The organism is Novosphingobium nitrogenifigens DSM 19370 (genome assembly GCF_000192575.1).
Taxonomy (GTDB): Bacteria; Pseudomonadota; Alphaproteobacteria; order Sphingomonadales; family Sphingomonadaceae; genus Novosphingobium; species Novosphingobium nitrogenifigens.
Genome location: NZ_GL876931.1, coordinates 140,196 through 164,393, shown reverse-complemented (window position 1 = coordinate 164,393; position 24,198 = coordinate 140,196). Strand labels below are relative to the sequence as shown.

The window sequence follows — 24,198 nt, the reverse complement described above, 5'->3', positions numbered from 1 at the left end:
GATCAGAACCGTGCCGAAAGGCCGAGATTGACCGAGCGGCCGCGTCCCGGAACCGCGCGCCGGATCGTGCCGCCGCTCGCCGAATAGTCGCCCAGCGAGATGCCGCCGAGCGGCAAGTAATAAGCCTTGTCGAGGAGGTTCTCGACATCGACGCTCAGCCGTAGGGTTTTCCAGGTATAGGCCGTGCGCAGTGCGAGCAGGGCATAGGCCGGGGTCTGCGGTTCGTTGCGGGCCGGATCGACGCGGGTCTTGGCATCGACCCATTCGACATCAGCGCCCGCTTCGAACGCGCCGAGCGCGTGCCGGATCGCGACTTTGATATCGAGCGGCATCTGGTGATAGAGCGGGGTCTGGGTGGTGACATTCTGCCCCTCGACCCACGACAGCGAGGACGTGACCCGCGTCTTGCCGAGCGCGCCGTTGTCCCACCAAGGAGTGGTGACGGCGGCATCGACGCCGTAGAATTCGGCTTCGACATTGGCGAAGCGCAACTGGTTGAAGCCGGTCGCCACGCCCATCATCGTGGTGAAGGCTTTTACGAAAGTCGCGTCGATGTAGTCGTTGACGTGGGTGTAATAGGGCGTCGCTTTCACGCTCCAGCCCTGTTTAGGATCGCCCGCCGTGACGGTCAGGCTGAAGGTATCGGCGCGTTCGGGCTTGAGGTCCGGATTGCCGACATAGCCGTTGCCGTCGCCGTACCAGCCGATCATGCGCGACGACATGCTCCCGGTGCCCCATGTGTAGCGTTCGTAGAGATTGGGCGAACGCGTCTTGTGCGCATAGCCCAGTTCGACGAGCAGGCCTTTTGCGGCGGCATAGCTTGCAAGGAAACTGCCGCTCCAGTTGTTGTCGGCACGGCGCCGGTCGATCGCGTTGAAGGCGGCCGCTGCCGTGGCGTCGGCCATGTTCATCATGCCGGTGCCATAGGGCTGCACCGCCCCGGTGTTCATCGCGACATGGTCATAGCGGACGCCTGCCAGCGTCGAGAGCTTGTCCGACCAGCGCGCTTCCCATTCGCCGAAGCCGCCGATGCGGGTGCGTTCGCCGTTGTTGATGTTGAGGAAGGTGTCGGGGCTCATCATCATGCTGCCCGCGACCGGGGGCCACCAGTCGTTCATCGTTTCGCGATGGTATTCCTGCCCGAAATGCAGGGTGTGGACCGGGCCCAGCGGAATGTCGGCCTTGAGCGTGTAGCCGCCGGAACGGACGTGGGTGTTCATCGGCATCCCGCCGTCCGCCGAGCCGCCCTTGTCGTCCAGGAAATTCATTTCATGATCGGTCGAGCGATAGTCGGCCTTGAGATCGAGCGCGCCCCAGGCGAATTCGTTGTGCCAGTGGGCATTGAGGAACCAGCTCTTGTTGCTGGTCATGTCCATGTACTGGTTCACAAAGCCTTCGTAGGGCGAATAGTGATAGCCGCCTTTCACTTCGACCAGGCCGATGGCCCCCTGCCAGGCCAGGGCCAGTTGGTGGTCGGTCTTGCGATATTCGCTCGAATGGACGAGCCCCAGATCGCCGCCGCCCGAATAGCGTCCGGCGGAGGTGAACGAGCCGGTATAAGTCGCACTGAGCGAGCGGGTCGCGGCGGTCAGCGTGACCGCGCCGCCTGCGCCGTCGTCGTTGCTGCGGTAAAAGGCCGAGACTTCGCCGGTCAGCAGCAGGCTGTCGGATCGCGAAAAGCGGGGGGCAGGCGTGCGCACGTCGATGACCGCGCCGATGCTGTCGCCGCTCAGGCTGACAGGGGAGACCCCGGTGATGACCCGGACCTCTCCGACCGTCTGCGGGTCGGTATAGGACATCGGCGTGTTCATGTCGTTGGGGCAGGCCGAATCGACCGGGTGCCCGTCGACGGTGATCGCGAGGCGCTGTTCGCTCAGCCCGTGGATCGTGGGCATTCCCGAAAAGCCGCCGCCGGTGTTGATCGCGACGCCGGGAATGTCGCTCAGCAATCCGGCGATGTCGCTGCTGTTCGCCTGGCGCGCGCGCAAGTCCTCGCGCGTGACGGCGGTGATCGTCGAGGGCGCGGTGGTGATCGTGGCGGGCGAGGCGACGGTTTCGACGTCGATGGGGGGAAGGGCAGTCGCCTCCCGGGCAAAGGCGGGGTGCGCGGCCGAGGCAAGGAGCACGGCGACGACATGGGATTTCTTCATCTGCAAGACATTTGGCTCCGCATGAGCGGGAAACACGGCCCATGCGCGCGGCCCGAGATCCGGCACAGGTCCGAAAAACAGGGGCTGGGGCGCACAGGCATGGACGGCGGTGTCAGCGACAACCGCGCAATCAATGGCGTTCAGGCGAGAGCGGGAGGTCCGCGCAGGGGCGGTTGCAGATAGAGCCTGCGCCCGAGGGCGGGCGCGGCCATGGGGGCAAGGCCCAGCGCAAGGACAAAGGCGATCGCAGCGGCAAGCTGGATCGGATCGGCACCGCCCAGCGCGGCATGGGCCAGCGATCCGTAGGGACAGGTGTGATCGAGCGTTGCATGCTTGCCCGCATGATCGCGCATGGGCACCGCGATCTGGCGCATGATCTGCTGTCCGGTGCTTTCGGCACAGACGCCGATGGACAGCATCCTTGCCTCAGTCCCGATCATGTAACCGGCGGGAACAAGCGCGCGAATACACAGCGTCAGTGCGATCAGGAGGATCGCAAGTCGGCGATGATGCCGGAAAAAGACGCGAAGACTGTGCATTCAGGTGGCGTGATACGTCGCCCGATCCTGCTTGTCACTGTTTCATGTCAAAAGCGTCGGTTGGGGTCGCGTCGCTCAGGCGGTGCGCGGCCTTATACCAACCTGCGATGAGAGACGCTCACCGAAGGTTGGTATTATGCCCCATGCGGCTGGCGATGATCCGCCCGATCGGATCGTCACGCAGCGACGAACCGTGTGCGGGTGCGGACAGCCGCGTCCGTGATGCCCCGGATCGGGTGCCGGGCGCGTCGGGCAGCAGGTCTTGCGGGCCACCGGCTCTCGCGACGAGCATGGTGCGGGTAGCCTGTGTGTGGGTGCGCCGGGTCGTCGGGCCCGCAGTGCCGTGCTCGGGCTCGATGCCGTCGAGGAACGAGGCGTCGATGCGGCTGGCAGACTGGCCGGCGGGGCGACGGTCGATCGTGCCGCTGTCGCGGGCCATGAGCATGGTCACATGCGGCCTGTCGTCGCGGCGGGCAAGGATCGTCGCGGGACGCTCGTCACCCGCGCCGGGCTTGCGGTTGTAGATGAAGCCGTTGACCGGCCAGCGGGTGGTGCCAAGATCGCCGATCGGCGCATACCACACCCGCACTTCGCTCCAGTCGTTGTCGGGCGACACGTCGACTGCGCGAACGCCATCCTCGATCTGTCCGCGATGCCCGTCGATCGGGGACCAGTTGGCATGGCGCAAGAGAACCGTGCGCGAATCGATCACCCGGCTGACGGCGGCGACATGGCCCAGCTGCATTGCGCCATAGGGGCGGAAGCTCATGACCGCGCCGATCCTGGGGACGTGGCCGCGTGCGTAGTGGCCCTTGGCCTGATCCCACCAGGTCAGCGCATCGCCGTAAAGTTCGATTCCCGAGACTCGCCGGGCATAGGGCACGCATTGCAGGTAAGGCAGGGCTTCCCGCTCGGGTGCATCGTCCGAAATGTCCGAGGAAGGCGCGATTCCTGCCGGTCTTGCCCGGCTCTGCTGCGGCAAGAGCGCCAGCGCGAGCAGCAATCCCAACCCGGCCCATCCTGTCGAGCCCGACCCTGTAGACGATCCCTTCATGGCGCCTTGATTGCGGGAAGGCTGGTTAAGGCGTGTTCAGCGGTTAAGGTTAATTCTACGGTAGGAGTTGGTGCGGAAACGGTGTGAAACGGTACGGGGACGCAGGGTTCTCACCCTTGCGCTTGCCTTTCTGCCGACAAACCGGCACGGCAGGCGCATGTCTTCAACCACGTTGCCCCACGTTGTCATCATCGGCCGACCCAATGTCGGCAAGTCCACCCTGTTCAACCGGCTGGTGGGCAAGAAACTCGCGCTGGTCGACGACCAGCCGGGGGTGACGCGCGATCGTCGCTTTGGCGATGCGGAATTGCTGGGGCTGGCTTTCACCATCGTCGATACCGCCGGATGGGAAGACGATGATCCCTCGTCCCTTCCGGGGCGCATGCGCGCCCAGACCGAAGCCGCGCTTGAAGGGGCAACGGTGGCCCTGTTCGTCATCGACGCCCGCGCGGGTCTGACGCCGCTCGATGAAGAGATCGGTCGCCATCTCCACGAATCTTCGGTTCCGGTCGTGTTGCTTGCGAACAAGGCCGAAGGGCGTGCGGGCGACAGCGGCCTGTTCGAATCCTACGCGCTTGGTTTCGGCGATCCGATCGCTTTTTCGGCTGAGCATGGCGAAGGGCTTGCGGACTTGTTCCAGGCCTTGCTTCCCCTGATCGGCGAACCCGAAGAGGAAGAAGAGCGGAGCGAGGACGAACCCGAATACGATCCCAAGTCGGTTCTGAAACTGGCGGTTGTCGGTCGTCCGAATGCCGGAAAATCGACGCTGATCAATCGTCTGCTGGGCGAGGATCGCCTGCTGACCGGGCCGGAAGCGGGGATCACGCGCGATTCCATTGCCGTCGATTGGGAATGGCGCGATCCGGCCACCGGGGAAAGCCGTCCCATCCGCCTGATCGATACGGCCGGGATGCGCAAGAAGGCGCAAGTGGTCGACAAGCTGGAACGGCTGTCGGTGGCTGACGCGCGCCGCGCAATCGACTTTGCCGAAGTGGTCGTGCTGCTGCTCGATGCGACGCGCGGGCTGGAGCATCAGGATCTCAAGATCGCCTCGATGGTGCTCGAGGAAGGTCGCGCGCTGATGATCGCGATCAACAAGTGGGACGTGGCCGAGGACGCCAGCGGGCTGTTCAACGGCGTGCGGGCTGCGCTCGACGACGGGCTGGCGCAAGTGCGCGGGTTGCCGCTGGTGGCGGTCTCGGCCCGTACCGGCAAGGGGCTCGACCAGATGCTCGGCGCGGCCTTTTCGCTGCGCGACGCATGGAGCCGCCGCGTTCCGACGGCCGCGCTCAATCGCTGGTTCGACGATGCGCTCACGGCCAATCCGCCGCCCGCACCCGGAGGCAGGCGGATCAAGCTGCGCTATATTACCCAGGCCAAGACTCGCCCGCCCGGCTTCGTCCTGTTCGGCACGCGACTCGACATGCTGCCGGAAAGCTACCGCCGCTATCTGGTTAACGGCATCCGCCGCGAACTGGGTTTCGATGCGGTTCCGATCCGGCTGACACTGCGCAGTCCCAAGAACCCCTTCGCGTGACATGACCGCGTTTTCCCCCGATCTGCCCCGCTCGCTTGGCGCGGCACTGGGTCGGGGGATCGCGGGACACTGCCCCCGGTGCGGTGCGACGCACCTGTTCGCCCGCTTCCTGAAACCGGTCCCGCGCTGCGGCTTGTGCGGGCAGGACTGGACGCTCCATGCGGCCGACGATTTCCCGCCCTATATCGCCATCCTCATCACCGGGCATGTCATGGCGCCGGTGATGATCCTGCTCGGGCGCAACACCGATCTTTCCGCTCTGGTCATGACCGCGATTGCGCTGGTCATCGCGGTCGTCATGCTGCTCGGCCTGTTGCAACCGGCCAAGGGCGGGGTCATCGCCTTGCAATGGTGGCTCGGGATGCACGGTTTCGCGCAAAGGCCTGGCAAGGTCGAGGCCGGTGTCGATTGATAACCTGCAATTGATAATGACTTGCAAGAATGGATTTGTTAGAGGAGGCACGCGGCCCAGCGCAGTCCTGTCCCTTTCGCCGGAATTCCTTGCATGTTGATTGTCATTCCCGATGTCCTTCCCCGCGACGAGGCGCTGGCGCTCGGTCGCGAAATTGCCCAGGCCACGTGGGTCGACGGCAATGCCACCAGCGGACCGGGCGCGGCGCTGGCCAAGCGCAATCGCCAGTTGCCCGAGGATGGAGCGGTTGCCGCCGCCGCGCAGGCCCGCGTGCAGCAGGCGCTGGCCCGCAATCCGGTGTTCCTGTCAGCGGCCTTGCCCCGCGCGATCTATCCGCCGCTTTTCAATCGCTATGGTCCGGGCGAGGGCTTTGGCGATCATGTCGACAATGCCATCCGCCGCGATCCTGCGACCGGTGCCTTGATCCGCACAGATCTTTCCGCAACGCTGTTCCTGTCCGAAGGATACGAAGGCGGGGAGCTGACGATCGAAAGCGAATTCGGGCAAGTCGCCTATAGCCTGCCGGCCGGTCACATGGTGCTTTACCCCTCGACCAGCCTGCATCGGGTGACGCCGGTCATCTCGGGCGAGCGCATTGCCTGTTTCTTCTGGCTTCAGTCGATGATCCGTGACGGCGCTGCACGCGAAAGCCTGTTCGATCTCGACCAGTCGATCCAGACCCTGACGCTTGAGCGCGGCGGCGATGACGGCGAAGTGCTGCGTCTGACCAAGGTCTATCACAATCTCGTTCGTCGCTGGGCCGAATGCTGAGCTGCCCGGGCGTGTCCTGAATTTCAGGGAACGGGAAGGGCTGCGGTCAATCGGTCGAGGGCCCAGTCCGCCGCGTCGGCAATGGCCGGGTCGGGATCGTCGAGCAGGCGCCGGACTTCGTCGAACAGGGCCGGATCGCGGCTGTTCCCGGCGGCATAGAGGCAATTGCGGACGAACCGGTCGCGCCCGATCCGCTTGATCGGGGATCCGGAAAAGAGCGCGCGAAAGCCTGCGTCGTCGAGCCGGAGCAGGTCGGCAAGGCGCGGCGCGGTCAGCTCCGCGCGCGGCAGGAACGCGCGGTTGGCAGCACCGGCTTGCGCGAACGAGTTCCATGGACACGCGGCGAGACAGTCGTCGCAGCCATAGATCCGGTTGCCCAGACCCGCGCGCAGGTCTTCGGGCACCGGCCCCTTGTGCTCGATGGTGAGATAGGAAACGCAGCGCCGCGCATCGAGCCGATAGGGCGCGGGAAAGGCCTTGGTCGGGCACGCGTCCTGACACGCCGAGCATGAGCCGCAGCGGTCGGCATGGGGCGTGTCGGCGGGCAGGGGCAAAGAGGTATAGATCGCGCCGAGAAAGAGCCACGATCCGTGGCGGCGGCTGACAAGATTGGTGTGCTTGCCCTGCCACCCGATCCCGGCGGCAGCGCCCAGCGGTTTTTCCATGACCGGGGCCGTATCGACGAAGACTTTGACTTCCGCCCCCGGAACTTCGGCGACGAGCCAGCGGGCCAGCGCCTTGAGCGCGCGTTTCACCACATCGTGATAGTCCGCGCCCAGAGCATACGTCGAAATGCGGCCGTGGTCGGCATGGGCGCCCAGCGTGCGGGGATCGGCGGCGGGGGCATAACTCATTCCCAGCGCGATCACGCTTTGCGCCTGCGGCCACAGGCCTTGCGGACTGCGCCGATGTTCGAGGCGGGTCTCCATCCATTCCATCGAGCCGTGGCAGCCTTCGCCCAGCCATTGTTCGAGCCGGGACGCGCGCAGGGGATCCTCGCGCGCGGGAGCGATCCCGCAGGCGACAAAGCCGCAATTTTCGGCCTCTGTCCGGATCTTGCGGACAAGTTCCGCTGCGTTGTTAACCAAACTTGCTGCCTCGTCCGTTCATGCCTTAGGGTTAACGCCAAGCTTCGATGCTGTACGATGCGACTGACAAGCCAGTGGGAGAATTCGCCGCAATGGGCAAGGATGCCGAACCCCTGGCGGAGAATATCGATCTTGCCATCGAAGCGCGGGGCCTCGTCAAGCGGTTCGACGGAACGGCTGCGGTGGATGGTGTCGATATTTCGGTGCCGCGCGGGGCGATCTATGGCGTGCTCGGCCCCAATGGAGCGGGCAAGACGACGACCTTGCGCATGTTGCTCGGCATTATCGATCCCGACGCGGGCTATCGTCGCGTGCTCGAGCACGAACGCCCGACCGAAGTGGCGCGGCGGATCGGCTATCTGCCCGAAGAGCGCGGCCTTTACCCGTCAATGAAATCGGTCGAGGCGATCGCCTTTCTCGCGGCACTGCGTGGGGTGCCGCTGGCGCAGGGGCGTCTCCGGGCGCGCGAACTGCTGGAGGAAGCGGGGCTGAGCTATGCCGCCGACCGCCAGATCCGCCAGTTGTCGAAAGGCATGGCGCAGCAAGTGCAATTGCTCGGCACGCTGGTCCATGATCCCGATCTGGTCGTGCTCGACGAACCCTTTTCCGGGCTCGACGCGCTCAATCAGGGGCGGCTCGAACAACTCATTCGTTCGCTGGCCGCACGCGGTGCGACGGTTCTGTTTTCGACGCATGTCATCGCCCATGCCGAACGCATGTGTGATCAGGTGGCGATCATCGCGGGGGGCAAGGTTCCCTTTGCCGGACCGGTCGATGTCGCCCGCGATCGCCTGCGCCCGCAAGTGCGGCTCGAAACCCGTGCACGGGATGGTCAGTGGCGCGCGGCGCTTCCGGTCGATGCGCGTTGCGACCTCAAGTCTGGCGGCGGCGCATTCTGGTATTTCACATTGCCCGAAACGGGGGTGGAGCCCTTGCTGCGCGCCCTGATCGAAGGGGAGGCGGGAATCTTGAGTCTGTCGATCGAGCGGGCGGGCCTGCACGATGCTTTTGTCGCCATTGCCGGAGAGGCAGCGGCGCGCGCGCTCGAACAGCCCGAGACGGACGCAGGAAAGGAACGCCACTGATGCTCTCGCATCGTCTTCAGGCCGCCTGGGTGGTGGCGCGCCGCGATTTCGTGGCCGTGGTCTTTTCCAAGGCTTTCATCTTCTTCCTGCTCGGGCCGCTGTTCCCGATCGTGGTCGGTTTCTTTGCCGGGGCCATCGGCGCCAGCGTGCAGCAGAATCTCGACCGCGTGGTCGTCGGCGTTGCCATGCCCGATGGACAGGGCGACTTGCTCGTCAAGGCGCGCGATGCGCTGGCCGGGCATATGGAAGGCGGGGCGCCCGACTTTGTCGTGCTCGATCGCCTGCACCCCGGCGACCGGTTCGACGCACGCCGGATTTTGAAGGACAAACGGCTGGCCGCAGTCGTGACCGGCACGCTCGACGCGCCGGTGCTTACCGCGACGCGCGAACGCATCGATGACTGGAACGGCATGGTCGCCTTGTTCGCGGCGCGGGCCAAGACGGGCGAACCGGCGGTGTTCCCGCCCGTGCGGGGTGATGTCGTTGCAACCAGCGCCGCGCGCGAGCACAGCGGGCAGGTCCTGACCGCGCAGGCGGGGCAAGTGCTGCTGTTCCTCCTCACCATGCTGCTTGCCGGCATGGTCCTTTCCAATCTGGTTGAGGAAAAGGCGAACAAGATCATCGAGGTGCTGGCCGCCTCGATCCCGATGGACGCATTGTTCCTGGGTAAGCTCTTTGCCATGCTGGCGGTCAGTATCGTCGGCATTGCGGTCTGGGGCGCGGGCTATGGCGTGATGGTTTTGGCCGGGCTGCGCTCGATCCCGCTGCTCGCGGCTCCGGCCGTCGGTTGGCCGCTGTTCCTCGTTCTGGGCTTTCTCTATTTTGCGATGGCCTATCTGCTGCTCGGGGCGATGTTCCTGGCGATCGGCGGCATGGCCAATACCGTGCGCGAAGTGCAGACGTTGTCGATGCCTGCGACGATGCTGCAACTGATCGTGTTCTTTTTCGCCAGCTTCGCGCTTGCCCGTCCGGGCACATGGCTCGAACGCGCGGCAGAAATCTTTCCGGTCAGTTCGCCTTACGCCATGCTCGCCCGCGCGGCGCAGCACGCGGCACTGCTGCCCCATCTCGGCGCCTTGTGCTGGCAGGCGTTGTGGGTGGCCGTGATCGTGCGCGGCGGCGCGTTGCTGTTCCGCCGGACAGTGATGAAATCGGGCCCGGCCCCGCGGCGGCGCCGGGCGTCGGCCGTCTGATCAGGCTAATTGACATTAATGTAGGTTGCAGGGATAGTATCGGTGAGAGGGTCGAAAACGGCCCCCACCGGAGGATACCTGATGGCCACGATGCTCGCACCCGAAACCGGGTTTTCCTATCGCACGTCACCCACCGCCTATCTTGCCTTCGAGGAATGGCTGCGCGCCAATCCTGACCGACGGCCGGTTCACACCCACCCTTGGGATGTCAGCCGTTCGGATATCTACGTCAACGACACCTGGGGCCCGATCTTTGCGCAGATGCGCGCGCAGGCTCCAGTCAACAAGGTCGTCGGCACGCCCTATGGCGATTACTGGAACGTCACCACGCACAAGAGCGTGCTGCATGTCGAATCGCTGCCCGAACTCTTTTCCTCGTCATGGAAATATGGCGGCATCACCATCGGCGATCCGCCCGCGACGATTTCGCCCGAGGAACTCGCCGAACGGCAATTGCCGATGTTCATTGCCATGGACCGGCCCGAACATACCGGACAGCGCCGCACCGTCGCCCCGGCGTTCACGCCTGCCGAAATGGTGCGGATGGAAGCCGAGATTCGCATGCGCACCAGGCAGGTGCTCGATGCCGTGCCGCGTGGGGAACGCTTCGACTGGGTGGACAAGGTCTCGATCGAGCTGACGACCGGGATGCTGGCGATCCTGTTCGGATTTCCCTGGCAGGACCGCCGCCTGCTGACATTCTGGTCGGACTGGGCCGGGGACGTCGAACTGATCCTGGCCGACGAACTGGCCGAGCAGCGTTTCGTCATTCTTCAGGAAATGGCCCACTATTTCTCGCGGCTGTGGATGGAGCGCATGGGGGCCGAGCCGAGCCCCGATCTCATTTCGATGATGATCCATTCCCCGGCGATGAACCACATGAGTCCGCAGGAATTCATGGGCAATCTCATCCTGCTGATCGTGGGCGGCAACGACACCACCCGCAACACCATGTCGGGCATCGTCCATGCGCTCGACCGTTTTCCCGATCAGCGGACCATTCTCGAAAACGATCCTTCGTTCATTCCCAACGCGGTGCAGGAATGCATCCGCTTCGTCACGCCGCTCTCGCACATGCGGCGGACGGCGACCGCCGATACCGAGCTGTTCGGGCAGGACATCCGCGCGGGGGACAAGGTTATCATGTGGTACCTGTCGGCCAATCGCGACGAGACCGTCTTCGACAATCCCGACAAGCTCATCGTCACGCGCGAGAATGCACGGCGGCATCTTTCGTTCGGGCACGGCATCCACCGCTGCGTCGGGGCCCGCCTTGCCGAACTGCAACTGCGCGTCCTGCTTGAGGAAATGCACGAGCGGCGGATGCGCGTGCGGGTCGACGGGACGGTGGAACGGGTCCGGGCCAATTTCGTCCACGGCTTCCGCCGTCTCGACGTGGTGGTGGATCGTTTCTGATCCGCTGAGGAAACTGCGCAGGGGAACGCTCATCGGGCGTTCATCTGTGCGGGGCTAGGACGCTTCTTGTCCCGTCGGAGGATCAATGCCCCCCCGACCCCGATCCGCGACGGGACAACACTCCGAAAATCCTCAAAAACCTGTTCAGCCCGCGCATTTCGTGGCACCCAGCCTTGCGTGCGCCGTCTTGCCGTCCTTCTGCTGCTGATCGCGGTCGTTCCGGTGGTTTTCCTGCGTGACGGGGTGCATCCGTCGCGAGGCAAGCGGATCTGGCAGCGCGATCTCCTGCCCGGGCTTGTGGCGTCGGGCCTGCCCCGGCGTCTGGGCCCCTTTCGCATCGACGGAGTGTGGCAGATCGGCGGCGATGACGAGGCGATTGCCAACTATTCCGCGCTCGGCGTCCTGTCGGACGGAAACCTGATCGCGCTCAGCGACCGGGGAACGGTGCTGACCTTTTCCCGGCCCGACCGTGCGGGGTCGTGGTTCGCGCATTCGGCTTATCCCTTGCCCGATGGCCACAGGCTTGCCCGCAGGCACACCGACGGCGAGGCCATGGTTGTCCTGCCTCCCGACGACGATCTTCTTTTCGCCTATGAAGGCGTTCCCGACCTGGTGCGGTTCCACCGGGATTTCTCGCAGCCGCAGATGATTCGCATCCCCGCCCTTGCCGAGTGGCCCGACAACCTCGGACCCGAAGCGATCGCCCACCTTGCTGACGGGCGTTTCGTCATGCTCGAGGAAGGCTATCTGAGATGGTGGGACCACACCCGCCACGCGGGGTTCCTGTTCCCCGGAGTGCCGCACCCGGGCGAGGCGCCCTTGCGTTTCGTCCTGCGGCTGGAAAACGGCTGGCGTCCGACCGAACTTGCCCCGATGCCGGATGGGCGCCTGCTCCTGCTTGAACGGAAATTCACGCTGCGCGGGTTCCGCAGTGCGCTTGCCCTCATCGATCCGGCAGCGATTCGCCCCGGAGCCACGGTCGTTCCGCGGCAACTTGCCCGAATCGAGGACAAGCGTATCCGCGACAATTTTGAAGGCATGACCGTCACGCGCGAAGCTGACGGTGGGCTTGCCGTCTGGATCGTGTCCGACAGCAACGGGATGACCCGGCTTCAACGCACGTTATTGATCAAGCTGCGCCTGCTGGTCGATCCCGGCGCCTGACGAGGAAACGACAGGCATGCAAAAAGCCCCGCCGAAGCGGGGCTTTGCGTCGATCAAGGGGCGGACATCCGAAGATGCCGGCCCCGATCGGGTCAGGCAGCAGCGACAGCCTTCTTCAGCTCGCGCTTCACCTTGAGAGCGCGGGTGCTGAGCTCGGTGTCACGAGCCTTGAGCAGCCAGTTGTCCAGGCCGCCGTTGTGTTCGACCGAACGCAGACCATGCGTCGAAACGCGGAAGCGGAAGCTGCGGTCCAGCTTTTCCGACAGCAGCGTCACGTTCTGCAGGTTGGGCAGGAACACGCGCTTGGTCTTGTTGTTGGCGTGGCTTACGTTGTGACCGATCTGGCGGCCCTTACCGGTCAGTTCGCAAATGCGCGACATGGCTGAAAACTCGCTTGGCAGGTTCAAAGATGCAATCTGGAAGGCGCGGCCATTATCCAACTGACCGAAGAAGTCAAGGATTCGTGGCCACAAGCCTCCGCCGATTGCCGACGGCGTCTCCTTGCGCTAGCCCGACGCGAATGTCCACACCTCGATGGCCTTTGCCCGAACCCATGCGTCTCGCCATGGTCGAGGCGCGCAACGCGGCGCAGGTCGGCGCCGTGCCGATCGGGGCCGTCGTGATGCGCGGGGGAGAGGTGATCGCGACTGCGCACAACGGTCCGCGCGATTGCCACGATCCGACCGCTCATGCCGAGATTCTGGCGATTCGCGCGGCTGCAAAGGCGCTTGGCGCCGACCGTCTCGACGATTGCGACTTGTGGGTCACGCTCGAACCTTGCGCCATGTGTGCGGGCGCGATTGCCCATGCCCGGATCGCCCGGGTCTATTACGCGGCCCCCGATCCCAAGGGCGGAGCTGTCGAGCACGGACCGCGCCTGTTCGAGCAATCGACGGTGCTGCATCGCCCGGAAATTTATTCAGGGCTGGGCGAACTCGAAAGCGCGCGACTGCTCCGGGAGTTCTTCGCCGCCCGCCGCTGATTCGAATCAGCGGCGAAGGGGAGCGATTCGCACGGAGGCGGTATCAGGCGCGCCGCGCACGTCGCAGGCCCTGGGGCGAAAGGCGGTGTCGTGGCACAAGTGAATTTCTTCCAGCGCGCCGCCCTGGTTGATCTGAAGCCCGATCGATTCGCGCGGGTAACGCGGGTTGATCGCCGCAAAGGCCTTGCGGAACGCCCCGGCAGTGAGATTGGAGCGCAGGGCAAGGGCATTCATGTCGGGAAAGCGCAAGGCGCGGTACATGGCCGCCGCCCGGTTGAAATAGATGGCAGGCGTAGGCGCCATGCAGGTGCCGTGCTTGCCCCATTCATGCGCGAGCAGCGTCGGCGAGGGGGTGGTGCAGAGCATCTGGCGGACGACGGCGGCGGGCACTTCGCGCGTCGCCGGGGGCTTGGCCGGACACCATTGCGGCCATGACCCGTTGTCGCTGTCGGGCCAGAGACCGTGGAGAACGAAGCCGAACCGGGCCGTCTGTCCGCCGCATTCGAACGCGGCGGATGGATCGCTGAAATGGGTGCGGCAGAAATCGGGAGCCCATGTCACGGCCAGCGTATAGCTGGTGATGGGAAGCGACCGGGGCGGACCGTCCGGCTCTGCCGGAGCCGCAGGGGCAACCGACTGGGGAACGCGGCAACTCAGCGCCTGTGCCGCCACCGCCGTCGGCAGGGCGGGCAGGACGATAGCGAGCACAAGAGCAGCGAAACGGTCCATGGCTTGCCTCATAGCGGGGTGAAGTCGAGACCGATGTCGGCGGCCGGGGCGCTCTGGGTCAGGCGACCGACTGAGATATAGTCGACGCCGGTTGCAGCGATCGCGCCGATCGTGTCGAGGCGGACACCGCCCGAGGCTTCGCAGGGAACCCGGCCCGCCACGATGGCCAGCGCCTCGCGCAGCATCGGCGGGGCCATGTTGTCGAGCAGCAGGCGCGTGGCACCGGCGGCGAGTGCCGGTTCGATCTGGTCGAGGCTGTCCACTTCGCAGATCACTTCGGCAATCCCGGCGGCGAGCGCCCGGCGTACGGCTTCGCCGACGCCTCCGGCCACCGCGACGTGGTTGTCCTTGATCATGGCTGCGTCCCACAGGCCCATGCGGTGATTGTGGCCGCCGCCGGTGCGCACTGCATACTTTTCCAGCACGCGCAGGCCGGGAATGGTCTTGCGCGTGTCGAGCAGACGGGCCTTCGTTTCGCCCATGGCATCGACGTATTCGCGCGTCATCGTGGCAATGCCGGTCAGGTGCTGCACGGTGTTGAGCGCGCTGCGTTCGGCGGTAAGAAGCGCGCGGGCCGATCCTTCGATCCGCATCAGGGCGGTTCCGGGCTCGACGCGGGTGCCGTCGGTGACGAGGTGTTCGATCTTCACAGCAGGATCGAGCGCGCGGAAGAACGCTTCGGCAATGGGAAGGCCGCAAACGGTGACCGCATCGCGGCTGTCCATCACGCCGGAAAAGCGCGCCTGTTCGGGGATCACGCTTTCGCTGGTAACATCATGCCCGCCGCCGGGAAGGCCTTCGCCAAGATCCTCGGCCAGCGTGCGCGCAACGTAGGCCTCAATGTCGAAGCCGATCAGGGTAAGTCCGCTCATGTGCCCTGCCATAGCGCCAGATCGCGGGTGAGGCTACGAGATCAGATGGGGGCAAGACCAACGTCACAGGGGCCCGTCCGTCAAAGGGGCGCGTCGATGTGACCGCCGCCCCTGATCGATCCCGTCCTTTGTATCAGTGGACGAAGCGAGCCACCACGTCGCGATAGGACCGGCTGACTTTCACTTCCGCGCCCGATTGCAGGACGAGGAAGCATTCGCCGTTGGTATGCGGGCGGACCTGCCGCACCTGATCGAGATTGACGATCTTGGAGCGGTGGACGCGCTGGAACACGCGCGGGTCGAGGCGCCGCTCGAGATCCTTCATCGTTTCGCGCAGGATCAGCGAATTGTCGCCGGTATAGATGCACATATAGTCGCCCGCCGCCTCGATCCGTTCGATCGAATCGACGTCGACGCGGAAGATCTGGCCGCGATCCTTGATATTGATGAGCTTTTCGAAGCGGCCGGTCGCCGGTTCGCCTTCTTCTTCCATTTCGGGGAGCGCGTCGGGAGCCACTTCGGCGAGCACGTTCTTGAGCTTTTCGACTTCTTCCAGCCCGCGCTTTTCGGCAAGGCGCGTGCGGGCGCGGTCGAGCGCGTCGGCAAGGCGATCTTCCTCGACCGGCTTGAGCAGGTAGTCGACCGCATTGGCCTCGAACGCCTTGAGCGCATGTTCGGAATAGGCCGTGACGAAGACGAACAGCGGGGGATCGATCTCCATCACGCCCTTGACCACGCTGAACCCGTCGAAACCGGGCATCTGGATGTCGAGGAAGACGAGGTCGGGCTTTTCGGTCTTGATCTTGCGGATTGCTTCACGACCGTTGGAGCAGGTGTCGATGATTTCGACATCGGGAAAGGCGGCGAGACGCAGTTGCAGGCCCTGAATGGCCAGTTTCTCATCGTCGACAAGGATGGTGCGGATGGTCATGCTCTCTCCTTGGACCGGGGTATCGGACGTCGGCACGTCGTGATGGTGACGGGAACTATCATGACATCAACTTGCCATCGCCGTGTTTAGCGCTGGCTGAACGGATCGGGTGGGCTTGGCAGGCTCTTCGCGCGGCTCGAACGGCAATTCGACCGTGACCATGAAGCCGCCGTCGGGCCCGTTGGAAATGTCGAACCGCTGGTTTTCGCCGTAAGCCTGCGCCAGTCGGTCGCGAATATTGGCCAGACCAACGCCGGTGGAGCCCGTGGGAGAGTTGTGCGCGTCGTGGCTGGCGCCGAACAGGGTCGCGGTATCGGTGCCGGGGGGCATGCCCGGCCCGGTATCGGACACGATGATACGCAGCGTTTGTCCGACGACCTGAGCGTCGATCGTGATCTCTGCCCCTTCCTCCAGCGGGCTCACCGCATACTTGATCGCGTTTTCGACCAGCGGCTGGAGCAGCAGCGAAGGCATCTGGGCGTTGCGGGCGGCGTCCTCGATATGGAATTCGGTCTGCAGCCGTTCCTCGAAACGCATGCGTTCGATGCCGAGGTAGAGTTTGAGCGTCTCGACTTCCTGGGCGACGGTCACTCGCGCGGTCGGCTCGTTGATCAGCGTGTAGCGCAGGAACGAGGACAGGCGCGAGAGCATGGCATTGGCCGGCTCGGTCTGTTTGAGGAGGACCAGCGTCGAGATCGAATTGAGCGTGTTGAACAGGAAATGCGGGTTGAGCTGATAGCGCAGCATGGCAAGCTGCGCGCTCGTCGCCTGGTTCTCGAGGTGGAGAAGCTGGTCGTTCTGCTCTTCGACCTGGATATAGAAATTGATCGCGTAATAGAGCGCCGACCACGCCCCGAGCAGCGTCAGGTCGAGGTAGAAGACCCCGAGGAAGAGCTGCGCAAAGCTCGATTCCACATTGGTCCGGTAAAGGCTGACGACCCAGGAATCGATGAAGGCGTAAAGCCCGACTGCAACCGCAAGGGCGATCGCGGTGACGCCCCAGGTGACCAGCGCGTTGCGGTTGATGAGCGCGCGATAGATCACCGACAGGATCAGCGAGATCGAGAAACCCGTGATCGTCGCGATGATGACGATGACGAGGAACGACCACGGCACCGCATTGGCAAGGCTGGACATGGCGCGCAACACCATCGCGCCGCCCCACCCGAGGAATTGCAGGCGCCAGAACGCACGGTTCTTGTTGCCGAAGAACGGCGTCGGACGGAGCGGCAGCATTGCCATCGCGGTATCTTACCCTGTCACGCGTGTCGGCGCCATGGGGGATGCCCCGATATCGGTTGTCCCCGCACGATTGCGCAAAAAATCAATAGCCTTCGGCCGATCCCATCGGCAGGCGCGGGTCGATCGCGCCGAAGAGGTGGGCGGGCGGGATGTCCACGCCTTCGTCGTCGGCGGGCGGCGGGGTTGCCCCGGCGATGCGCGGACCGCCGACCACGATGGCGGCGATATGGTTGCCGTGGCGATGTTCGACCATCTTGTGCCCGCGCGCGGCCAGGATGGCGAGCGTGTCGGGCGAGAGGCCGAACCGCTCGTAATAGGTGACATCGGGCAGCCACTGCTGATGGATGCGCGGCGCCTCGATCGCTTCGGTCAGCGTCATGCCATAGTCGATCATGTTGGTCATGACTTGCAGCACGCCGGTCGGAATGCGACTTCCCCCCGGAGTGCCGATGACGAGAGCAAGCTTGCCGTCTTTGGTCACGATCGTCGGAGTCATCGAGGACAGCGGGCGCTTGCCCGGCGCGATTGCGTTGTTGGGCCCTTCGACAAGGCCATAGATGTTGGACGCGCCGGGCTTGGCCGAGAAATCGTCCATTTCATCGTTCATCAGGATGCCGGTGCCAGGCGCCGTGACATAGGCCCCGAACCAGTCGTTGAGCGTGTAGGTGACCGAGACCGCATTGCCTGCCGGATCGACGATCGAGAAATGCGTTGTGTTCTGTCCTTCGGGGCTTGCCGTCACGCCGCCGAGCGAGAGCGAGGGGGTCGCCTTGTTCATGGCGATCCCGGCGCGCAGCGTGTCGGCGTAGGCAGACGACGTCAGCTTGCCGAGGTCCATCTTCACGTAATCGGGATCACCGAGCAGGAGATTGCGGTCGTGATAGGCGCGGCGCAGCGCCTCGATCGTCACATGCGTCGCATCGGCGGAATGATAGCCCATCTTCGTCATCGGATAAGCCGAGAGAATGTTGAGCGTTTCGCAGATCACGACTCCGCCCGAGCTCGGTGGAGGGGCGGAAATCACGTGGTATCCGCGATAGTCGCATTCGAGCGGCTTCATGTCGCGGACTTTGTAGGCGGTGAAGTCGGCGGCGCTGAAAATGCCCCCGTTCTTGCGGCTGGCGGCGATCATCGCGGCCGAGATCGGCCCCTTGTAGAAGGCATCCTCGCCGTTTTCGGCAATCAGGCGCAGCGAATGGCCAAGATCGGCCTGAACCAGACGGTCGCCCGGACGCCAGGGCTGTCCGTGGTCGAGGAAGATGGCGGCGGTCGTCGCATCCTTGCGAAAGCCTTCGGCAGCTTCGGCCAGCATTTCAGCATCGCCCCGGTCGAGCACGAAGCCTTCGGAGGCGAGGCGGATGGCGGGGGCCATCAGTTCGCCGCGCGGGCGGCTGCCCCAGTGCTGGCGGGCGTATTCCATGCCCGCGACGGTGCCGGGAATGCCCGACGCCAGCCAGCCGCGCGTCGACAGGCCGGGAATGACTTTGCCCGCCTTGTCGAGATACATCGTCGCGCGTGCCGCACCCGGCGCGGTTTCGCGGAAATCGAGGAAATGCACGGTTCCGTCGGCAAGGCGCAGGGTCATGAACCCGCCCCCGCCAAGGTTTCCGGCTTCGGGAAAAGTCACGGCCAGCGCATAGGCGACCGCGACGGCAGCATCGACGGCATTGCCGCCCCGGCGCAGGACGTCGAGCCCGGCTTCGGTCGCCAGCCGGTGGGCGGAAACGACCATGCCGTGATCGGCTGCGACCGGCACCGGTGAAGCGGCCATCGCGGCTTGCGGAACGGGAGCGAGGGCCAGCGCGCCGAGCGCGGTTCCTGTCGCCAGCCTCATCAGCCAACGGTTGACGATGCGCTTCAATTTCATGCCCCTGCCTCCGAACTCGTGCAACGCGCCGGACTTAGCAGCGGATCGGAGGAGGGCAAAGGGGGCGGGATTACCCTTCCAGCGTCTTGTCCGAAGCATCGGCAAGGCCGCGGGTCCAGTATCCGGCAGCCTTGATCCATTCGCGCGGTTGAGTGGTCTCGTTGAGGAGATAGCCGCGCAGCGACCGGGCGATGCCGGTTTCCGCCGCGATCCAGACGAAGCCTTCGCCCTGCGGCAGCGTCAGCCCTTCGAGAGCTTCGAGCAGGAGTTCGGCGTCGTCCTTTCCTTCGTTTTCGGGGGCTTCGCGATGGACCCAGTGACCGGTCCATTTCGCCTTCGAGGTGAAGACCTGTTCATCCTCGACGCCGCCGACGAGGGCAAGGGTTGTCACCGGAACCCCCGCGCGCAGTTCCTCGACCCGGCGGCCGATGGCGGGCAGCGCGCTTTCGTCGCCGATCAGGAGGTACCAGTCGAAATCGTCGGGAACGACGGCCGAACCGCGCGGCCCGCCGATGTCGAGCCGGTCGCCGACTTTGGCGGCGGCGGCCCATTGGGTAGCCGGGCCCGCCGGGTGGATGGCGAAATCGATGGTCAGCGTGCGGGCCACGGTGTCGAAGCGGCGCGGGGTGAAATCGCGCATGACGGTTTCGCCCGACGCATCGGTGAAGAACAGCTTGATATGATCGTCGGGCGAGGCGCTCACGAAATCGTGCAGTTCATCCCCGGTGAAGGTCAGGCGGCGCATGTGATGGCCGAGCGGTTCGATGGCGGCGCACGTCATGGCGGATGCGGGTGATCTGGTGAAGGGGCATGGAAGTCCTTGGGGGGAGGGGATTGAGGGAATGGTTCGTTCGATGATTATCTAAGATATATCTCAGGCCGCGATCCGCAAGAGCGGAAAAGATATATCTTCGACAAATCGGCCAACCTGACCAAACTGTCATGCTTTTGGGTATTGTGTTACACTATAACATCACATAGATCTTGCGGCAGGGGACATGCTCCCGCTTTCATACCGATCCCGGATACCAGATGACTATGTTTCACCGACACTTTCTTGCCGGTACCGCGCTTATGGGCGCGCTTGCCTTTGCTGCGCCCGCTTTTGCCGATCCGGCCGCCGATGCCTCGGACGCGCAGCAAGGCGGGGGAACCCCGAACGGGGGGTCGCAGGGCATCGTGGTTACAGCCCATCGCCTCGACGAGGCGCGCGCGGCGATCCAGAAAAGCCTGGGTGCTGATTCCTATGGCGTGACCAACGCGCAGATCCAGGCTCTGCCGGGTGGCGACAACCAGCAGTTCAACCAGATCATGCTGCAATTGCCCGGCGTGGTACAGGACGGCTTTGGCCAGTTCCACGTCCGCGACGATCACGCCAACCTGCAATATCGCATCAACGGCACGATCCTGCCCGAAGGTCTTGCGGTGTTCGGCCAGACGCTCAGCCCGCGCCTGATCGACCATTTCGACCTTTTGACCGGCGCCTTGCCCGCGCAATACGGGTTGCGCACGGCAGGCATCATCGACATCCACACCAAGAGCGGCTTTACCAATGGCGGGCAGGTCTCGCTCTATGGCGGCAGCCGCAACACCATCGAGCCGAGCATCGAATATGGCGGATCGACCGGGCAGACCAACTACTTCGTCTCGGCCGACTATCGCCACAATTCGCTGGGTATCGAAAGCGTGGACGGGTCGGGAACGCCGCTCCATGATTCCACCGATCAGTTCCAGGGCTTTGCCTATGTCGATCGCATTCTGAGCGATAACGACCGGGTCAGCTTCGTCGGCGGTTATTCGAACCAGTGGTTCCAGATTCCCAACCCGCGCGGACTGGTGGCGACATCGGCTGTGCCGGTAGCCGGGCAGAGCAGCTATCTCTCTGACGACCTCAACGAGCGGCAGCTGGAACGCACCGGTTTCGGCCAGCTCTCGTTCCTGCACGACAATGGTCCACTGACGCTGCAGCTGTCGGCGTTCGCCCGCTATTCGGCATTGTCCTATCGGCCCGACACCGTCGGCGAGCTCATTTTCAACGGGCTTGCGCAGGATGCGTTCAAAAGCGATCTGGCGCTCGGGCTTCAGGCGGACGCCTCGTTGCGGATGGGGGCGGGCCACACCTTGCGGTTTGGCGCCTTTGTCCAGCACGACCACACGATCAGCAATACCAGCACTTCGGTTTTTCCGGTGGACGACACCGGGACGGCGAACGGCACGCCGCTGTCGATCGTCGACAATTCGAGCAAGAACGCCGTCATGCTCAGCCTCTATCTGCAGGACGAGTGGCAGCTTTCCTCGAAAGTCACGCTCAACTACGGTGGGCGCTTCGATTATTACGACGCCTATCGGCAGGAGAACCAGTTCAGCCCGCGCGTCAATCTCGTCTGGCAACCTTGGGCCCGCACGACATTCCACTTCGGCTATTCGCGCTATTTCTCGCCGCCGCCGTTCGAGCTGGTCGCCAATTCCAGCATTGCCAAGTTCGTCGGAACGAGCGGAGCCGCCAATTCGCTGACCGCGACTACGCCGATGGCCGAGCGGCAGCACTATTTCGACGTCGGTGTGCAGCAGAAACTGCTGGCGGGCCTGACCATCGGGATGGATGCCTATTACCGCATCTCGCGCCACCTGATCGACGAAGGGCAATTCGGCGCGCCGATCATCCTGACCCCGTTCAACTATGCCTACGGGCGCATTCGCGGCATCAATGCCTATGCCGACTATCAACGCGGGCCTTGGCTGGTCTACGCCAATTTCGCCGTGGCCAAGGCGCAGGGGCGCCAGATCGAATCGAGCGAATTCTCGTTCTCGGCATCGGATCTGGCCTATATCGCCAGCCATTACATCCACGTCGATCACGACCAGACCTATACCGCCTCGGCCGGGGTCAATTACGCCTTTCGCGACGGCGCCTTGCGCGGGCTGAAACTGGGCAGCAGCATGATCTACGGCTCGGGCCTGCGCTCCGATCTCGAACTGGCGGACGGCAGCACGGTGCCCAACGGAGCGAGCCTGCCCGGCTATGCCCAGTTCAATCTGTCGGCGAGCTACAAGCTGGACCGGCCGGGCGTCGAATTCCGGTTCGACCTCATCAACCTGTTCGATGCGAAATACCAGATCCGCGACGGCACCGGCGTTGGTGTCGGCGCCCCGCAATGGGGCCCGCGCCGGGGCGTGTTCTTCGGCATTTCCAAGGACATCTGAGGACGCGGGTGCGCGCTTGCCGGTTTCGTCACCCCAGGGCGGACCCTGGGGTGACGAAGGGCGGGGCGGCAGGGCCCCCCGGTCTTACTTCTTGAGGTTGTCGGTCGCGGTGATGAAGTCGGCGACGGTGTCGTGCAGCTTCTTCAGCGACTCTTCGTTGGCATAGACCATGTGGCCCGAGGCGAAATAGCGATAGCTGATGTTGGCCTGAAGGCTGTCGGGGATCGGCAGGTGGTGCATCTCGTACCAGCCTTCGAAATAGGGCGTGGCAAGATCGAAATAGCCGCCGGTCACCAGAACCTTGAGATCGGGATTGTATTTCATCGCGATGGCAAGGTCGGGCATGACATTGGCCGCGCCCCGGATGGGGAAAGGCATACCCGGCTGGCGATGCTCGAAGCTCCAGTCGCGGAACACGTCGATGATCGGCTTGTAGGCTTCATCCTGCCCGTAGTGGAGTGTGTCTCGGGCATAGGCGTTGAACGCCGAGACATAGGCCGACCCGATCGCGGCTGCCTGCGGATCGTAATCGGCTTCCTTGTTCAGCACGTCGATGGCCGGGCCTGAAAAGCGCGAATCGAGCCGTCCGGTGGTGAGCTCGCTGCCGACCTGCAACTGCTGGGTGAACTGCCCGCCTTCGACGCGCAGGTTCGACTTGAGAATGTAATCGGCCGGAAGCCCGATGTAAGTCGCCATGCGTTCGGCAATCGCCCGCTTTTTCGCCGGATCGAGCTGCGATCCCTGCTGCAGCGCGGCGGCGTAGTCGCCGGTGGCGAAGGCTTCGACTTCCTTGAGGAACGGTTCGAGCGCGGCCGGGCGCGTGCCGGGCAGGCGGTTGTGGTACCATGCCGTCGCCGCATACGTGGGCAGGGCGACGATATAGGGCTCGTCGGTACCGGGATTGAGCGTGGCGGTATCGACCGACAGATCGAAATTCAGGATCTGCGAGAGCAGGATAACGCCGTTGAGATCGACCATGTGGTCGGTCGTCAGCTTGTTGGCGAGCATGGCCGCGCGCGGAGTGCCGTAGCTTTCCCCGAAAAGGTACTTCGGCGAATTCCAGCGGCCGTGACGAGTGAGGAATGCCCGGATGAAGCCGGCAAAGGCATCGGCGTCGGCGTCCATGCCGAAAAAGGCCTTTTCCTTGTCCTTGCCCGCGACACGCGAAAAGCCGGTGCCGGGCGCATCGACGAAGACGAGGTCGCTGACATCGAGCAGCGACGAACCGTTGTTGATGAGGTCATAGGGGGCCGCAGGAGTGTGGCTGTCGTTGCTGGTCACGATCCGGCGCGGACCGAATGCGCCCATGTGCAGCCACACGCTCGATGAACCGGGGCCGCCGTTGAACAGGAACGTGATCGGGCGGCTGGCCGATGGGGCGCCCTTCTTGAAATAGGCGACGTAGAACATCGAGGCTTCGGCGCCGGGGAGCGCCTTGTCGTCGTCCTTGGGCTTGGTCTTCACACGCCAGGCGGTGTCGTCCCACCCGGCGGGGTGGACGACCAGCGTTCCGGCGACCGTGTCATAGGCAATGGTCTGGCCCTTGACCGTGACCGATCCGGACGAGGCGACCTGCTGCGGCTTGAAAATGGCATCGGGCCCCGACGCGCTCTTGTCCTCGGGTTTGCTGCTCTCGGTCTTATCTGCGGCGAGGGCGGGGGCGACGGGTGCCAGCACCAGGGCGGTACCGGCAAGGGCAAGTGGCAAGAGCCGAAGCGTCATTGCTGTCTCCAGATCGTTTGGTGCGTGGAAAGACGATCCACGGCAAGGCGGAGAAATCCGCGCGATAGGAGGTGCTTAATGTGCGTCGACTGCTTGGCAACCGAGGGACGGTCTTTTTGATCTCGTAACGAATGAAACGAACGGGCTGTGGCGAATATGCAACAAAAAAGCCCGGGCCGATGGCCCGGGCTTCTTGTCGATCGATCGCGGCGGGCGGCAGGGCCACCCGGCCGAAACGGA

Annotated in this window: 21 protein-coding genes; 9 read left to right on the top strand and 12 right to left on the bottom strand. The window is 64.3% G+C overall.

Features of this window, described 5'->3' with window-relative positions; translation table 11 throughout:
• Positions 1 to 2: 2 nt before the first annotated feature.
• From Y88_RS08720 to Y88_RS08710, 3 genes are all read right to left on the bottom strand, one after another.
• Positions 3 to 2,150, bottom strand: coding sequence for a TonB-dependent receptor plug domain-containing protein (locus tag Y88_RS08720; RefSeq protein WP_018075894.1), 2,148 nt, complete (start codon positions 2,148 to 2,150; stop codon positions 3 to 5).
• Positions 2,151 to 2,290: 140 nt separating this feature from the next.
• On the bottom strand, positions 2,291 to 2,689 hold the full coding sequence (locus Y88_RS08715) for a DUF2946 family protein (RefSeq protein ID WP_008068442.1): 399 nt from the start codon (positions 2,687 to 2,689) through the stop codon (positions 2,291 to 2,293).
• 118 nt (positions 2,690 to 2,807) lie between these two features.
• Positions 2,808 to 3,698, bottom strand: a complete 891-nt coding sequence (locus Y88_RS08710) for a CHAP domain-containing protein (protein ID WP_008068441.1) — start codon at positions 3,696 to 3,698, stop codon at positions 2,808 to 2,810.
• A 202-nt stretch (positions 3,699 to 3,900) separates the two neighbouring features.
• Here Y88_RS08710 and der point away from each other — a divergent pair, with 202 nt between their 5' ends.
• The 3 genes from der to Y88_RS08695 all read left to right on the top strand — a co-directional run bounded on the left by der (position 3,901) and on the right by Y88_RS08695 (position 6,463).
• Positions 3,901 to 5,280 carry a ribosome biogenesis GTPase Der gene (der, locus tag Y88_RS08705; RefSeq protein WP_018075893.1) on the top strand — a complete coding sequence of 460 codons (1,380 nt, stop codon included), beginning with the start codon at positions 3,901 to 3,903 and terminating at the stop codon, positions 5,278 to 5,280.
• A 1-nt stretch (position 5,281) separates the two neighbouring features.
• Complete coding sequence (locus Y88_RS08700; RefSeq protein WP_008068439.1) at positions 5,282 to 5,692, top strand: DUF983 domain-containing protein; 411 nt, start codon at positions 5,282 to 5,284, stop codon at positions 5,690 to 5,692.
• 93 nt (positions 5,693 to 5,785) lie between these two features.
• Positions 5,786 to 6,463: a Fe2+-dependent dioxygenase gene (locus Y88_RS08695; protein WP_008068438.1), complete on the top strand. Its 678-nt coding sequence runs from the start codon at positions 5,786 to 5,788 to the stop codon at positions 6,461 to 6,463.
• A 23-nt stretch (positions 6,464 to 6,486) separates the two neighbouring features.
• Here Y88_RS08695 and queG read toward each other — a convergent pair whose 3' ends face one another.
• Entirely contained in the window at positions 6,487 to 7,551 is a 1,065-nt protein-coding gene (gene queG, locus Y88_RS08690) for a tRNA epoxyqueuosine(34) reductase QueG (RefSeq protein ID WP_008068437.1), read from the bottom strand.
• A 92-nt stretch (positions 7,552 to 7,643) separates the two neighbouring features.
• Here queG and Y88_RS08685 point away from each other — a divergent pair, with 92 nt between their 5' ends.
• The 4 genes from Y88_RS08685 (at position 7,644) to Y88_RS08670 (ending at position 12,409) form a co-directional block, all read left to right on the top strand.
• Positions 7,644 to 8,636: an ABC transporter ATP-binding protein gene (locus Y88_RS08685; protein WP_008068436.1), complete on the top strand. Its 993-nt coding sequence runs from the start codon at positions 7,644 to 7,646 to the stop codon at positions 8,634 to 8,636.
• A complete protein-coding gene (locus tag Y88_RS08680; protein ID WP_008068429.1) occupies positions 8,636 to 9,829 on the top strand; it encodes an ABC transporter permease in 1,194 nt (397 codons plus the stop codon). The genes Y88_RS08685 and Y88_RS08680 overlap by 1 nt, the downstream gene beginning before the upstream one ends.
• Positions 9,830 to 9,910: 81 nt before the next feature.
• A complete protein-coding gene (locus Y88_RS08675) occupies positions 9,911 to 11,245 on the top strand; it encodes a cytochrome P450 (RefSeq protein WP_008068427.1) in 1,335 nt (444 codons plus the stop codon).
• Positions 11,246 to 11,422: 177 nt separating this feature from the next.
• Positions 11,423 to 12,409 carry an esterase-like activity of phytase family protein gene (locus tag Y88_RS08670; RefSeq protein WP_008068425.1) on the top strand — a complete coding sequence of 329 codons (987 nt, stop codon included), beginning with the start codon at positions 11,423 to 11,425 and terminating at the stop codon, positions 12,407 to 12,409.
• 92 nt (positions 12,410 to 12,501) lie between these two features.
• Here Y88_RS08670 and rpmB read toward each other — a convergent pair whose 3' ends face one another.
• A complete protein-coding gene (gene rpmB, locus Y88_RS08665; RefSeq protein ID WP_008068424.1) occupies positions 12,502 to 12,789 on the bottom strand; it encodes a 50S ribosomal protein L28 in 288 nt (95 codons plus the stop codon).
• A 140-nt stretch (positions 12,790 to 12,929) separates the two neighbouring features.
• Between rpmB and Y88_RS08660 the strand changes: the two genes are divergently transcribed.
• Positions 12,930 to 13,391, top strand: coding sequence for a nucleoside deaminase (locus tag Y88_RS08660; protein ID WP_232280985.1), 462 nt, complete (start codon positions 12,930 to 12,932; stop codon positions 13,389 to 13,391).
• A gap of 6 nt (positions 13,392 to 13,397) precedes the next feature.
• Here Y88_RS08660 and Y88_RS08655 read toward each other — a convergent pair whose 3' ends face one another.
• The 6 genes from Y88_RS08655 to Y88_RS08630 all read right to left on the bottom strand — a co-directional run bounded on the left by Y88_RS08655 (position 13,398) and on the right by Y88_RS08630 (position 19,813).
• Positions 13,398 to 14,120, bottom strand: a complete 723-nt coding sequence (locus tag Y88_RS08655) for a ribonuclease T2 family protein (protein WP_008068422.1) — start codon at positions 14,118 to 14,120, stop codon at positions 13,398 to 13,400.
• 8 nt (positions 14,121 to 14,128) lie between these two features.
• Positions 14,129 to 14,992: a carboxylating nicotinate-nucleotide diphosphorylase gene (nadC, locus tag Y88_RS08650; protein WP_026166998.1), complete on the bottom strand. Its 864-nt coding sequence runs from the start codon at positions 14,990 to 14,992 to the stop codon at positions 14,129 to 14,131.
• A gap of 133 nt (positions 14,993 to 15,125) precedes the next feature.
• Entirely contained in the window at positions 15,126 to 15,923 is a 798-nt protein-coding gene (locus Y88_RS08645) for a LytR/AlgR family response regulator transcription factor (protein WP_008068420.1), read from the bottom strand.
• A 66-nt stretch (positions 15,924 to 15,989) separates the two neighbouring features.
• Positions 15,990 to 17,165 carry a sensor histidine kinase gene (locus Y88_RS08640; protein WP_008068419.1) on the bottom strand — a complete coding sequence of 392 codons (1,176 nt, stop codon included), beginning with the start codon at positions 17,163 to 17,165 and terminating at the stop codon, positions 15,990 to 15,992.
• Between the two features lie 82 nt (positions 17,166 to 17,247).
• Positions 17,248 to 19,032, bottom strand: a complete 1,785-nt coding sequence (gene ggt / locus Y88_RS08635) for a gamma-glutamyltransferase (RefSeq protein ID WP_008068418.1) — start codon at positions 19,030 to 19,032, stop codon at positions 17,248 to 17,250.
• 70 nt (positions 19,033 to 19,102) lie between these two features.
• Positions 19,103 to 19,813: a siderophore-interacting protein gene (locus Y88_RS08630; protein ID WP_008068417.1), complete on the bottom strand. Its 711-nt coding sequence runs from the start codon at positions 19,811 to 19,813 to the stop codon at positions 19,103 to 19,105.
• Positions 19,814 to 20,070: 257 nt separating this feature from the next.
• On the opposite strand from Y88_RS08630, the gene Y88_RS08625 reads away from it, so the two are divergent.
• The gene (locus Y88_RS08625) at positions 20,071 to 22,236 is read left to right on the top strand and encodes a TonB-dependent receptor (RefSeq protein ID WP_408637194.1); all 2,166 of its coding nucleotides are present in this window, start codon (positions 20,071 to 20,073) and stop codon (positions 22,234 to 22,236) included.
• An 84-nt stretch (positions 22,237 to 22,320) separates the two neighbouring features.
• Here the strand turns inward: Y88_RS08625 and Y88_RS08620 are convergent, their stop codons facing one another.
• Entirely contained in the window at positions 22,321 to 23,958 is a 1,638-nt protein-coding gene (locus tag Y88_RS08620; protein ID WP_008068409.1) for a S10 family peptidase, read from the bottom strand.
• Positions 23,959 to 24,198 lie beyond the last annotated feature (240 nt).

Coding starts and splice junctions, on each gene's coding strand:
- Y88_RS08720 (WP_018075894.1), bottom strand. CDS start 2,150: ATGAAGAAATCCCATGTCGTCGCCGTGCTCCTTGCCTCGGCCGCGCAC.
- Y88_RS08715 (WP_008068442.1), bottom strand. CDS start 2,689: ATGCACAGTCTTCGCGTCTTTTTCCGGCATCATCGCCGACTTGCGATC.
- der (WP_018075893.1), top strand. CDS start 3,901: ATGTCTTCAACCACGTTGCCCCACGTTGTCATCATCGGCCGACCCAAT.
- Y88_RS08700 (WP_008068439.1), top strand. CDS start 5,282: ATGACCGCGTTTTCCCCCGATCTGCCCCGCTCGCTTGGCGCGGCACTG.
- Y88_RS08695 (WP_008068438.1), top strand. CDS start 5,786: ATGTTGATTGTCATTCCCGATGTCCTTCCCCGCGACGAGGCGCTGGCG.
- Y88_RS08685 (WP_008068436.1), top strand. CDS start 7,644: ATGGGCAAGGATGCCGAACCCCTGGCGGAGAATATCGATCTTGCCATC.
- Y88_RS08680 (WP_008068429.1), top strand. CDS start 8,636: ATGCTCTCGCATCGTCTTCAGGCCGCCTGGGTGGTGGCGCGCCGCGAT.
- Y88_RS08675 (WP_008068427.1), top strand. CDS start 9,911: ATGGCCACGATGCTCGCACCCGAAACCGGGTTTTCCTATCGCACGTCA.
- rpmB (WP_008068424.1), bottom strand. CDS start 12,789: ATGTCGCGCATTTGCGAACTGACCGGTAAGGGCCGCCAGATCGGTCAC.
- Y88_RS08660 (WP_232280985.1), top strand. CDS start 12,930: ATGTCCACACCTCGATGGCCTTTGCCCGAACCCATGCGTCTCGCCATG.
- Y88_RS08655 (WP_008068422.1), bottom strand. CDS start 14,120: ATGGACCGTTTCGCTGCTCTTGTGCTCGCTATCGTCCTGCCCGCCCTG.
- nadC (WP_026166998.1), bottom strand. CDS start 14,992: ATGAGCGGACTTACCCTGATCGGCTTCGACATTGAGGCCTACGTTGCG.
- Y88_RS08645 (WP_008068420.1), bottom strand. CDS start 15,923: ATGACCATCCGCACCATCCTTGTCGACGATGAGAAACTGGCCATTCAG.
- Y88_RS08640 (WP_008068419.1), bottom strand. CDS start 17,165: ATGGCAATGCTGCCGCTCCGTCCGACGCCGTTCTTCGGCAACAAGAAC.
- ggt (WP_008068418.1), bottom strand. CDS start 19,032: ATGAAATTGAAGCGCATCGTCAACCGTTGGCTGATGAGGCTGGCGACA.
- Y88_RS08630 (WP_008068417.1), bottom strand. CDS start 19,813: ATGACGTGCGCCGCCATCGAACCGCTCGGCCATCACATGCGCCGCCTG.
- Y88_RS08625 (WP_408637194.1), top strand. CDS start 20,071: ATGTTTCACCGACACTTTCTTGCCGGTACCGCGCTTATGGGCGCGCTT.
- Y88_RS08620 (WP_008068409.1), bottom strand. CDS start 23,958: ATGACGCTTCGGCTCTTGCCACTTGCCCTTGCCGGTACCGCCCTGGTG.